Genomic DNA, 12,319 nt, shown 5'->3' with positions numbered 1-12,319 from the left:
ATGATCCAGGCGTATATCGAACAGCAAGACGGAGAGATTATTCACCATGGTCCATTAGAAATGGGATAGTCCGCGTCGAAAGAACGCTTCAGCGTTCTAGCCGTCTCAACCCCTCGACTTTAGTCGAGGGTAGTTGAGTTTTGTTTTTCTTAACAAAATTGTCAGGAATATTTTTTCTCTTCAGGAATGTATAATTTATTTTTGTTTTTCTTAACAAAATTGTCAGGAATATTTTTTCTCTTCAGGAATGTATAATTTATTCGCACATCAAGTCTAGAAATAAACTTTAGCGTCCTCAAACGCAGTAATTCGGAAATATCTACCGCAGAATATTTTATTTCCGCCTGATTGCGCATTCTTTTGGGGAACCTTGTTTTCTGCCAGGTTTTAAATCTTTTTTGCGTTCGCCGCGGATCATCAACAGTAAAAGATGCTACAACAAAATAATCATCGTCATTGTGTTTTATGAACTGTCCGCTTTCGTCTAAAAAAATATACATATTTTATTTAATTTCAAACCCGATATTTTTTAAATTCATTATTATTTTTCTCCCTCATTTTAACCTGTGCAATTATTGACTTGTTGCTTCCTTTTTGAGCTCCTTGTCTAAATAAATATTTTGCAGGTGCTTTGTAACAACACTTCTTTCAACGCCAAAAAGTTCAGTGATTTTTGCTTGAGTCAGCCAGATATCTTCATTTCGTAAAAATATTTCAACTTTTACCTTGCCGTTCGGAGTGGTATAAAGCAAAAATTCCGTATAACTGTTATTCGGAACAATTTTATTTTTTTGTATTTCATATACTAATTGAATTAATAATATATTGCTTTCCCCCTTCGCTTTCATAATTATTATATGACGTTCGTGTATTGTTTGCAAGAGCGAGTTGTGGACGTTTTTTTGGGGAGGGTGAGCGACGCACGCCAATCAGAGTCCGACCTTGTACGGCAAGGACGGACCCTTTTACTACGCAACAACAACAATTATTCGTTCATCCTATTTTTTCAAGTCCATTTTATCCGCCGGTTTTTGGAAAAAGTTATTTTTCGTAACCACCGAACGACCAAGACGATCTTCTAGTTTTTTTCTTGCGCCACCGGCAATTTCGCCTCCGGCTTTTGCGTCACTACGCAGTTTTGGAACACCTTTCGAATTTTCAGTGCGATGGATTTCCGTGGTAGATCGTTCTCCCAGCATTGTAAAAATTAGCTCAAAATCATCCATATGATCACGCAGATTTTCCCGTTTCAAACCTTTAAGTTTTTTGTATTCGTTGGGCGTAACACCAAAAGCCACTTTGGATATTTCCGCGGTAAGAATTGCATAATCTCTTTCTTCCTGTGCTCCCCGTTTTAGCCACTCATCGGTCAATTCTTCCCGAATAGCGATACCACGCATTCTTTTTTCAATCCAATTATCCGAGTATCCTTTGAGTTTGTAAAGAACGCGTGTTCTTTTTGTGGCCAGTTCGGGATTTTCAATTTCTTGCACGCGTTCATACCCCACCTTGGCCAACCAGCGCTTAAAAGGCTCGGCTTTGGAGAATGGGATGGACTGCGCGATACGAAAGAGACCTTCAGTTGTAGCACAATCGGTTTCGTATTTTTTACCGTCTGTGGCTTCCAATTTCAGTCCGTGACAAAATGTCACGACCTCGCTTCCCTCTTCAATTAATCTCTGCTTGAGTTTTCGCCAATATGCCCCAGCATCTTTACTGTCTGTAAGAACTCCGCACGCGTCCACCACTGAAAACCACCATTCGTTTTGATGAAGCGTCCTTCTAATTTTTTCACCTCTGAATAACGCTATTTGTGTTGTTATTTCAATATTCATATTTATTAAATTAATTGTTTTACATCATTATTATAAATCGTTCGTGTTTTGTTTGCAAGAAGTACCGGACTCTCTCATTTTGAATTCCACCCTTCCGTTTTTTTACGTCGATCAGTGTCCGACGCTGCGTAACAGGAACGGACCCCCTACGAATGACGACGGAATCTCCCCTCGCCCCTCTTTAAAAAAAGAGGGGTATGGCGGCTCCCCACTTTTTGTTCCCATTTTTTACTCCAGCGAGAAGTCGCAGATTTTATTGAAGGCGCAGAAGTGACAGGTCATTTTTTCCGGTTTGGGGGTGAAATCTTGCGCGACTATTTTGTTAACCGTTTCCATCAATCTTTTGCGCGTTTTTTTCAAAACCGCGTCGGTGCGCGTCGTGCGACGGTCGGTTGGCCCTTCCAAATATGATAAAACCAGACGCTCCGCCTTGATATCAAAAGCGTCTTTGAGCGCGATTGCGTACACGGAAAGCTGTAAACTTTTATCCGCGTCTTTTTGATCTTTTACTTTTCCTGTTTTGAAATCGGTAACCGTTATCAGCCCGTCAATTTTATCAACGCGGTCGATGCGCCCATTTACTATTACATCATCGATCCGCAAGCGAAAAGATTCTTCCGCATAAAGCGGTTTGGTATTTAACAAGTACGGATTGGCTTCCAGATAGGCGGTTAAAATTATTTTTCCTTTTTCTTTACGCTCTTCTTCATGTTGACGGTCCTCAAAACCGTCACTGTTCCAATGTTTTTTATATAACGAAAGCGCGTCGGCAATCTCCAGTGTTTGTCCGGCGGTCACTTTTTGCGCCACCTCTTTCAATATTTTATGGATTGTATTTCCAAATGTCATCGCGTGGCCCTGTAAAACAGGAATGCGATAGATATACTGAAATTTATATTGCAATGGGCATTTTTCGTAGTTTTCAATTTGCGAAACACTGGTTGTTTTAGGAATGGTCAAAGAAATCGAATTTTTGGTCGCTTTTTTCTCCAAACTAATCGGTAATTTTAATTGTTGGGCGATGGTTGTTCCTTTGCCCGCCACGGTTTCAATTTCCGCTTCTTCAATAAATAACGATGGTTTCTTGATCGATTTGCCGGTCAAACTTTGACTGGCGGAAGTAATAAAAAGTCTTTCCTTGGCGCGCGTCATCGCCACGTAAAACAAGCGCCGTTCTTCCATTGTGTGCGCTTCACGTTCGTCAATTCCCTGGCTGTCGGAAAAATAATTTGGAATTTCCAATGGATTGCTTCTGTTTGCTCCCGGATATTTATCTTTCGTGGCCCCTAAAATAAACACGACAGGAAATTCCAAGCCTTTCGCGCTGTGTACGGTTTGAATTTTTACCGCTTCAAAATCACCACTCAATGAAGCTTGCGCGGGGCTTTCGCCGGAGGAAACAACCAGTTCAAGATAATCCAAAAAGCTTAATAACGAGGCTTCTTGGTCGGAGCGTTCGTATTCCTTGATAAATTGCACAAACTCGCTGATATTCGGCAGAATTTCGGGAGTTTGCTCGCTATTTTTAATCGCCCACTCCAAATATCCGCTTTTTTGGAGATATTCGAGCGCGATTCGCGACGGTTGCGCCGAAGGGGCACTGGCGACGTGCTGATCGAGCAAATCGATAAACTTTTTTAAACCGGTTTTAGTTTCTTCGGAATATTCCGGTTGCTTGCTGGCCGTGCGTAATTTTTCCGTCAAATCAAAATTTTCCTGCCGACTGTCATTAAATAAACGCTGGCGTTCATATGGCGCGAGATTATAAATCGGATGCGAAATTAGCCGAAAAATAGAAACATTGTCGCGCGGATTAAAAACCACGCGCAAATAGGCGATCACGTCGCGCACCTCCGGCCGAAGCAGTAATCCGCGCGCGTCCGAAACATGAAAAAGAATGTCTCGCTGAATGAGCGCCGGAACGATAATATCAGATTGCGCGTTGGCGCGTAAAAGAATTGTAAAGTCGCTCAACGACCGATTCATTTTTTCCACGCCGTAAATAATTTGATCGGCGATAAACGCGCACTCATCTTCAATGGTTGGAAAATGATGGTGCGAAACGGAAAGACTGTTTTGTTCCCCCGTGGCGCTTTGCAGGCGCTTATCAACGTTGGCGGTTTTTTCCAACCGCATTGGATTATTAAACTGAATCAGTTTATACGCCGAATCAAGTAAGGTTTGGGGGGAACGATAATTTTTGGTTAGGACAATTTTTTTCGCGCCCGGATACCATTCTTGAAATGTGAGAATGTTGGCGATATTGGAACCACGCCAAGCATAAATGGATTGATCGTCGTCACCCACCACAGTGATTTGGCCATTTTTGTCCGGCACTAAAAGGCGAAGAAGTGTATTTTGTGCGCCGTTGGTGTCCTGAAATTCGTCCACTAAAACTTCTTCTAAAGTTTCGCGGAGACGCATCGCCACCGAGGGGCGTTCTTCCAAAAGACGTACAGCGTTAAGAATAATATCGCCGAAATCCATCGCTCCTTCTTGCAAAACAATTTGCTGGTAGGCGCGATAGACCTCGCCAAATTCGTTCCAGCGTACGGCCGATTCGAGCAGACCCGCTTTCTTTTTTTCGTCGTTTTCCGTCTCCGCGGATTCTCTTAAAACTCCGGCGTAGGAAATATAGCGTTCGGGCATCAAATCTTGGTCTTTAGAAGCACCGATGGCGCGGACAATATCTTTGATAAAGCTGGTGGGATTGCCGAGCGGACGGTAATAATTCAACGGCAATTCAAAAAGATGCCTCCGCAACAACAACCATTGCTCGGGAACGGTTAAGATTTTAAACGACGGATCGAGTCCGATTTCAATCGCGTAGTCGCGGAGCAGGCGCTCGCAGAAACCGTGAAAGGTGGCGATGCGCACCCTACTTAAACCCATAGGAAGTAAACGATCAACGCGTTCTTCCATTTCCTTCGCGGTTTTTTCCGTAAAAGTAAGGGCGAGTATATTATCCGGTCTTATGCCCCGTTCTTGGATTAACCACAAAATTTTATTCGCGATTACCGTTGTTTTGCCCGTACCGGCGCCGGCAATCAGCAAAAGCGGCCCCTTTTCGTGCGTTACGGCCGCGCGTTGCTCGGTATTGAGATCAGAGAGATCGATGCTAATCTTTTTTGTTTTCCCTTGTTTTTTAACAGACATTGCTCAAAGAGTATAACTCAAGATCTTTAATTATCAATTATCAATGGCCAATTTTCAATTAATTTCTAAATGACCAAATTTTCAAAAAACCGCCATCGTTTGATAATTATAATTTTGAAAATTAATTGAAAATTGTAAAATTGATAATTGAAAATTTTGGAGGCAATTTTACACAGTCGTTCCTTAAGTTTTATAACGATACTATAATAATAGAAACACTATATTTCGTTACTCTCATACTCCTTAGCGACAGCCAACACTCTATCCCCATACCAGGTAAATCGTTGCCAGTTTCCTCCCGCGAAGTAGCGATTTACCGCTTCAAACTCACTTCCCGAGACCGCGCCCGAGTTTCGCAAAATAATTGCCGTCGCCACAAAGGCGTCTTGCAGATTATACGGCGATGGAAGGGCGCGTCCCGTTAGCTCGGCAACTGTATTTTCGATACTTTCCCAAATTCCCGGCATAATTTGTCCCGGCCCTATTGCCCCACCCCAACCCGGATAAGATTTCGGTTTTGCGGAAACCGGCGCCGTTGCAAAGTCTAGGCCAAGTTTTTTTACGACTCGAAGAAACGCTTCGCGATGCAATGGGTGAATATCGTCGGGATAGCGACCGGAACCGACATTTGTGCCAAGATTTGATTCAATTTTTAAAACACCAAGTAATAGTGCCGGTCTCACCCCCGTCACTTTTCCGGCATATTTGGCCATTTTTAAGGCATCCGTCAATGACATACTAATTCCGGCACTGCGCAAAGAAAATAATTTTTGATTGATTTCCGTTCTGGCTTGTTCCGCTTCAGCGATAAGACCGGAAACCTTTTTTTGTTCGGCAACAGTTTTTGTTAGCGCCGTTTGTTTATTCCCTTCTTCCGCGTTAAGAGAGTTTTTTTGCGCTTCTTGCAAGCCCTGCAATTGAGAAAGATCTTCTTGCTTCTGGATTAGATCATTTTTTTGTTTTCCCAGCACTTTTCGCGCGTCTTGCGCGACTACGATATTATTCATCATCTTGCGCTGGAGAGAGCTAAACGCCCCATTGGCCTGTAGAAAGTCTGTGAATGATCCTTTGGAAAATAGAGATTGCCACAAGGAAAGCTGGTCTAAAGCGCTCATCTCTCGCAAAATACCTTGCAACTCCACTCGTAAACCATTGACTTGTTTTTCCGCATTTTTCATGCCTTGTTGATTATCTTTAATTTGCAATCGCGCGAAATCAATTGAAATTGCCGTTTTATCTAACTCCAGACGCGTTGATTGAATGTTATCGTTTATTATATCGATCGATCGTACTAAATTATTCTTTTCCAGTTCATGCACCTTTTTCGCCGTGTTCAGGGCATCAATTTTTTCTTGAACTGCTTTTAATTCCGCTTCTTTACTCAATATTGCCGCGGAATTATCAATAACCGCATCACCATTGTTATTTACCTCTTGCGCTCTACTAACACTCGCAGTCAACACAAAAAATATCGCGGACGCGATAAATAATATTTTCCTACGATCAATAACCATCTACTCTAGTTTAACCCGATTAGCTTAGCAAAGTCACTCCATGAAGAATCTTGCTGGTTACGATTAAGATATTCCTTCGGTTTCATAATTCTTAAATCGTATTGCTTGTCTAAATCCAATAGATGTTTATCTTCCGAAATCAACGCGTCCGCGCCGGCAGTAAGTGCCGTGGCGATCACTTTGTCATCTTCCGGATCGTCCACAACCAGGCGCTGAATATTATGTACATCAATTTTGATCGCCAGATCGAGCAAACCCAAAACACGTTCACTATACGCCGGATCGGAAATTTCCCGTTGCAAAATGCGTCGATATTCTCTCACGACAGGGTGGCTAACATATAGTTCAACCTTTCTCTCAAACACGGCATTAATAATCTGCCAGGCGGCGGAATTTTCATCCTTAATACCATCAATTAAGACATTTGTGTCGAGAACCAGTTTATCCATATACAAAAGATAGTGGAATACATCCATTTTGTGAATAACGATATATGATTAATGATTTATGAATATGTTTCCACTTTGTCCACTCACCATTCATTGATCATTATCATAATTCAGGCCCATTTTTATCAATAAGCACTCTTTTCAACAATTCGAGTTACTTTTCTTTATATTTCCGCTATAATATCCTCAATGATCCAAGGAAGTTCTATCGAGATAAACCATCTTAGTGTTGATTATCCGTTACCTTTTAATTGGTTTCTAAAAAAACAATTACTTGGCACAGGACAAACTCATTCGCACCACCATTTTCGGGCTCTTCACAATATTTCTTTAAATATTTCCCCTGGCGAACGGGTCGGTGTTGTAGGAATGAATGGCGCGGGAAAGACAACATTGTTTCGAACGATGGCAGGAGCTCTTAATCCGGCAAACGGTACAATGATTATTGATGGTGTGGAAGCATCCAGTCCCGACAGACAACCTGTTGGTTATATGGCAGCGTTTCCCCTTATTTATCGCCAACTGACCGGTTACGAAAATTTACGATTCATCGCCAATCTTTATCACATCAAGCACAGCGAAGAAAGAATAAAAAAAATGGCAGAGATTGTCGGGCTATCAGACGTTATTGATAAATATGTCGAACAATATTCCACGGGAATGGTTTCTCGACTCGATTTTGCGCGTGTTTTATTACCCGATCCGTCACTTATAATTTTAGATGAACCATTTGGCGCGTTTGATCTTCATTTCGCGGAAGAAGCAAAAGAAATAATTATGAAGAGCAAAGCAACGATTATTTTAGCGACACACAACTTGGAGGATATTGAAAATATGACAGAGCGATTAATTCTTTTGCATCGAGGCGAGCTTGTCAGGGATGTTAATTTTACGGATTTGTCCGAGGTTGCCCCAACTCACGTCGGCAAAAAAACCCTCTCCATTATTGAATTTGTACAGGGACTGCTAAGAAAAACCTTATCCGGTGATAAAAATTATTGTCCAACCCTTCACAAAAAACATGTTTTATCAAAATAACACTATCCGCGAGACGTTGGCGATCGCCCGCAAAGAAATACAGATCGATTTACGATTCGCGATCTCTTATATTTTTCAAAGCATCGTCTCACCGCTTGGCCGACTTATCCCGATTCTTACGGTTTATGTGGCAACGGTGGGTCAAAACGCCATTTCTCCAATCCCCGGCTTAACGAAGGAAACATATATTCCTTTTTTGGCTTTAGGAATAATATTTCACACTACTTGGCGTGCCAGCACCTCGGTTTTTAAAGATAAATTTCAAAGAGACAAGTGGTCGCGTACTGTTGAGCTTTTATTTATTACTCCGGTAAAAACCTCCGCGATTATTGTTGGTTTTGGAATATCAGAAATTGTTAAAAATACTCCCACTTTTTTCGCCTTCCTTTTGGCCTTATGGGTTATATACCCTACCACTTTTGCCGGTTTTTTACTCGCATTTCTCATGTTTATTTTAGTAACTTTAATCGGTTTATGTGTGGGATTAATTTTTGGTGGCGCTTCATTGGCTACGGAAAACATTACGCCGTTTTTGTCATACATAATTTCGGCGTTTACTTTTCTGACGCCGTTTTTCTACCCGATTGAAGTTATCGACAAACTTCCCCACCCCTTAAATATCCTATTGGATCCGTTGATTCGCTACAATCCGCTCAATACCGCGCTCTCGTTTGCACGAACGGCCTGGCTCGGTACCGGAAGAGTATCGTTTTTTGATATTCTTTACGTTAGTATTGTTGCTTTGGTGTTGATTTTTATGGCCGGTTATTCCTTCCGTTTTATCTGGCGAAAATTCGGAATCCAGGGAAGCTAGAAAACTGAAACACTCAGATGAATAACAGAGAAACATTCTATCCTGAATCAAAATTCGGCGGGTTTACGGATGTTGATGGAACAATCGCTTTCTTCAATAGAGTCAATTCGCTTATTAATTCGTCTTTTGTAATTCTTGATGTCGGTTGCGGAAGAGGTGAATTTAATGATGATGTCGTACCATTCAGGCGGAATCTTAGAATTCTAAAAGGAAAAGTTGCGCGAGTTATTGGGATTGATGTTGATCAGCGAGCCCAAAACAATCCGTTTATAGACGAGTTCCGTCTTATTAAGGGTGACTCCTGGCCGGTTGAGAGCAATTCAGTTGATCTAATCGTCTGCGATAATGTTTTGGAGCATATTTCAAATCCAGATTTGCTGTTTTCGGAAGTGCGTCGTGTGTTGAAAAAAGGCGGTTATTTGTGCGTAAGAACGCCCAATCGATGGAGCTATGTCGCAATAATCGCGAGGTTAATCCCCAATAAGTACCATTCGCGCATAACTTCTGTTGTCCAAAATAGTAGAACCGAGGAAGATGTTTTTCCGACTATTTACAAATGTAATAGTATTCGAAAATTAAAAAAGATTATGAAAAAATACGGTATTGATGGAGTTGCATACGGTTATGAGGCTGAACCATCCTATCTTTCATTTTCAAAAATTATTTATTTTTTAGGAGTTTTTCACCAAAAGTTTGCTCCCGGAATTTTAAAACCGGCGATATTCGCGTTTGGAAGGATTAAGAAAAATATTGGTATGGGCGCATAAAGCAAGCAACGCAGGTGGTTGCTTCCCTAACGCACAAAAAATACAGCCACCTAAAGGTGGCCATATTTTTTGGCTCCGGGACTTGGAATCGAACCAAGATTATCGCTTCCAAAGAGCGGCGTCCTGCCGTTAGACGATCCCGGATTAACTAACTATCAATCTATTATTATGGTACTATTAACCTTGGTTCTAATCAATATCATCTAATAACTCACCAATTGATATGATATCTAAAACTAAAGAAAGGCATGAGGCAGAACAATTACGACTTCAAGGTTTTTCCTATAGTGAAATTGCTCAACAAATTCCTGTAACAAAGTCTACTCTTTCTACATGGCTTTGCAAAATCAAGTTGGCGCCCCCATTAAAAAAACGCCTGGATTCACTACGTAAAGCCGGTCAAAATGCGGGGGCACTCGCAAAAAGAAATCAAAGAATTTCTAAAACCAATTCACTAAAAAACGAAATCACCGCAAATTTTAGCAACCTATATTCTGACCCATTCTTTAATTTCGGACTTTCACTTTATTGGGCCGAAGGATCAAAACAAAAACCATGGAACGTGTCCGCGCGGGTTCAATTCAGCAACTCTGATCCATCGGCGATTATGATTATGCGTCAATGGTTGAAAACCTATGCCAATAAACAGGACTCCGAATTAATATATAGTCTATATATCCACAAAACCGCTGATATAAATTTATCACGAATACAATGGTCACAAAAACTACAGATTCAACCGAATGATTTACTAGTTGTAATTAAGAACAATAATTCAGTATTTCGTCACAATAAAGACGCAAACTATATTGGATTGATTCGGCTAACTGTTAAAAAAAGTACCTGGCTCAATCGACAAATTTCAATCTGGACGGAATTATCAACCAAAAAATTTCTCGGTAATTAACGTTCTTACCCACCCACCAATTCCCCGCCTAATACTGCCAGGGCTTCTGCTGTTGGGTTTGTATTTATCGCAATAGGACTTTCAATGGAGGCAACTACTACTGTGCTACCAGATTTTGGTTCAGGTAAACGCATTCCCACAGCCTCACTCTTAAGCGCCACACGCATCAGAATTTTTTCACCAACCAGGCTTGCCAACAAGTCTTCAAGAGACTCACGCACCTGATTATCTGTCACGCGTTCCTTGTAGAGATTAAATTCGGTAATCATATATAACATATTTCCCCTTACAATACTTGGCTTACAAGCCTCAAGTGTAGAAAGCAAAAGCGGATTTAATGTCCTCGTTTTTTCCAAAAATTGCGACCAAACCACCATTACCTTCTCAAATAACTCTAGGTTTTCCACCATGGAATTTCGCTGATCTGTCGCCAATTTGTCCTGTGAGCGATTGATTGTAGGTACCGGAGATTCCCTAGCAATTATTGGCGCGTTCATAATTGGTTGAGCCATTTTTCCTAATACCGACGGTTGGACAGGTTGTTGAATTGGTTGTTGAGAAACAACACTTTGTGTTTTAGTAATCAATGATGTTGTGTTTTGCACTTCCCCGCACCACTCCATAATCACCAGTTCTAATGGCAATTCTTCATATGTTACGTCGCGCATTTCCGATTTGGCACGTAAAAATAATCTTAATAATTTTGTAAAACTATCCAAAGTGTAACTTTTCGCGTGAATTTGCAATTTTTCCATAACCTCCGGATCAAAAGACTCGTTAGAAGTTTGCGCGATGGTAAAAGTTGCCACCGCTCGCAAATAACGCGTGATGTCATCCGCGAAGCGTCTCAATGATGCGCCTCTCTCTATTACTCTTAATAATTGCTGAAGTGAACCCTGCGCGTTTCTGGTCAAGATATTATCAACAAAATTCTGAATTTCCTTAAAACCAATTACGCCAAGCATAGTTTCCACATCGCCAATGGAAATTTTACCGCTCTGCATTGAAATTACTTGTCCGAGCAAACCTTCGGCGTCGCGAAAACAACCCTCGCTATGACTCGCGATTAAACTCAACACACTGTCTTCAATCTCCACATTTTCAATCCCGGAAATCTTTTTCAAGCGTTCAATTAATTGTTCTGCCGAAGCCCTGCGAAAAATAAAAGTCTGACAGCGCGACTTGATTGTCTCGGGAACTTTGTGCAACTCCGTCGTGGCTAAAATGAAGATAGCGTGACTTGGCGGTTCCTCCAGCGTTTTAAGTAATGCATTAAATGCTTCTTTGGTAAGCATATGCACTTCGTCGATAATATAGACTTTATATTTTCCCGCTGTTGGCGCCAAGCTAATCCGATCTTTTAGGGCGCGAATTTCGTCGATACCCCGATTACTGGCAGCATCAATTTCTATCAGATCAAGGCAGGCTTTATTTTGAAACGCAATACATTGTGAACATTGCCCGCAAGGATCCGAACCTTGCGCGTTTTGGCAATTAAGTCGCTTCGCTATAATACGCGCGATAGTAGTTTTACCGGTTCCACGAGGGCCGGAAAACAGATAGGCATGCGTAATTTTCCCCCCACTTAAAGCATTTTTAATAACCGCCAAAATATGTTGCTGACCGGAGACATCCGACAATGCTTGGGGTCGATGCTTACGATAAAGAGTACGCTCTTGGTTTAGAGATGAGATGTTATTTTCCATTGAAATTCCAGTGTAACACTGCCGGCGAGTATTTTGTATATGGTATGTAGTATATTGATTTAGAAGGCGAATCTGTCGTCAAGTATTCCGCACCAATAAAAGTTTTTTTAAAATATTTCGTTTCATGTCTTCG

The 12,319-nt window shown here is 41.4% G+C and carries 11 protein-coding genes and 1 tRNA gene; 4 read left to right on the top strand and 8 right to left on the bottom strand.

The genetic code is table 11. The features are described from left to right. Positions 1-161: 161 nt before the first annotated feature. The 6 genes from Q7S57_03225 to Q7S57_03200 all read right to left on the bottom strand — a co-directional run bounded on the left by Q7S57_03225 (position 162) and on the right by Q7S57_03200 (position 6,954). Positions 162-500, bottom strand: a complete 339-nt coding sequence (locus Q7S57_03225) for a DUF3800 domain-containing protein (GenBank protein ID MDO8512261.1) — start codon at positions 498-500, stop codon at positions 162-164. Between the two features lie 72 nt (positions 501-572). Beyond that, positions 573-848, bottom strand: coding sequence for a hypothetical protein (locus Q7S57_03220; GenBank protein ID MDO8512260.1), 276 nt, complete (start codon positions 846-848; stop codon positions 573-575). Between the two features lie 150 nt (positions 849-998). Then, entirely contained in the window at positions 999-1,835 is an 837-nt protein-coding gene (locus Q7S57_03215) for a Bro-N domain-containing protein (GenBank protein MDO8512259.1), read from the bottom strand. Positions 1,836-2,063: 228 nt separating this feature from the next. Further along, complete coding sequence (locus Q7S57_03210; GenBank protein ID MDO8512258.1) at positions 2,064-4,991, bottom strand: UvrD-helicase domain-containing protein; 2,928 nt, start codon at positions 4,989-4,991, stop codon at positions 2,064-2,066. A 218-nt stretch (positions 4,992-5,209) separates the two neighbouring features. Then, complete coding sequence (locus tag Q7S57_03205; GenBank protein ID MDO8512257.1) at positions 5,210-6,505, bottom strand: hypothetical protein; 1,296 nt, start codon at positions 6,503-6,505, stop codon at positions 5,210-5,212. Between the two features lie 5 nt (positions 6,506-6,510). Next, the gene (locus Q7S57_03200) at positions 6,511-6,954 is read right to left on the bottom strand and encodes a putative toxin-antitoxin system toxin component, PIN family (protein MDO8512256.1); all 444 of its coding nucleotides are present in this window, start codon (positions 6,952-6,954) and stop codon (positions 6,511-6,513) included. Positions 6,955-7,143: 189 nt separating this feature from the next. On the opposite strand from Q7S57_03200, the gene Q7S57_03195 reads away from it, so the two are divergent. Genes Q7S57_03195 through Q7S57_03185 form a run of 3 tightly spaced genes read left to right on the top strand, consistent with a single transcriptional unit; the run spans position 7,144 to position 9,573 of the window. Beyond that, positions 7,144-7,992, top strand: a complete 849-nt coding sequence (locus Q7S57_03195; protein ID MDO8512255.1) for an ABC transporter ATP-binding protein — start codon at positions 7,144-7,146, stop codon at positions 7,990-7,992. Continuing rightward, positions 7,976-8,806 carry an ABC transporter permease gene (locus Q7S57_03190; protein ID MDO8512254.1) on the top strand — a complete coding sequence of 277 codons (831 nt, stop codon included), beginning with the start codon at positions 7,976-7,978 and terminating at the stop codon, positions 8,804-8,806. The genes Q7S57_03195 and Q7S57_03190 overlap by 17 nt, the downstream gene beginning before the upstream one ends. Before the next feature lie 17 nt (positions 8,807-8,823). Beyond that, positions 8,824-9,573, top strand: a complete 750-nt coding sequence (locus Q7S57_03185) for a class I SAM-dependent methyltransferase (GenBank protein MDO8512253.1) — start codon at positions 8,824-8,826, stop codon at positions 9,571-9,573. 70 nt (positions 9,574-9,643) lie between these two features. Here Q7S57_03185 and Q7S57_03180 read toward each other — a convergent pair. Then, a tRNA-Gln gene (locus Q7S57_03180) sits at positions 9,644-9,717 on the bottom strand. Between the two features lie 79 nt (positions 9,718-9,796). Between Q7S57_03180 and Q7S57_03175 the strand changes: the two genes are divergently transcribed. Then, entirely contained in the window at positions 9,797-10,480 is a 684-nt protein-coding gene (locus tag Q7S57_03175; GenBank protein ID MDO8512252.1) for a hypothetical protein, read from the top strand. A gap of 5 nt (positions 10,481-10,485) precedes the next feature. On the opposite strand, the gene dnaX is transcribed toward Q7S57_03175, so the two are convergent. Further along, the gene (dnaX, locus tag Q7S57_03170; protein MDO8512251.1) at positions 10,486-12,186 is read right to left on the bottom strand and encodes a DNA polymerase III subunit gamma/tau; all 1,701 of its coding nucleotides are present in this window, start codon (positions 12,184-12,186) and stop codon (positions 10,486-10,488) included. Positions 12,187-12,319 lie beyond the last annotated feature (133 nt).

The sequence above is a fragment of the bacterium genome (assembly GCA_030647555.1).
GTDB lineage: Bacteria > Patescibacteriota > Andersenbacteria > UBA10190 > CAIZMI01 > CAIZMI01.
Note: the sequence above shows the minus strand (reverse complement) of the source record. Positions and strands in the feature narration are given on the sequence as shown.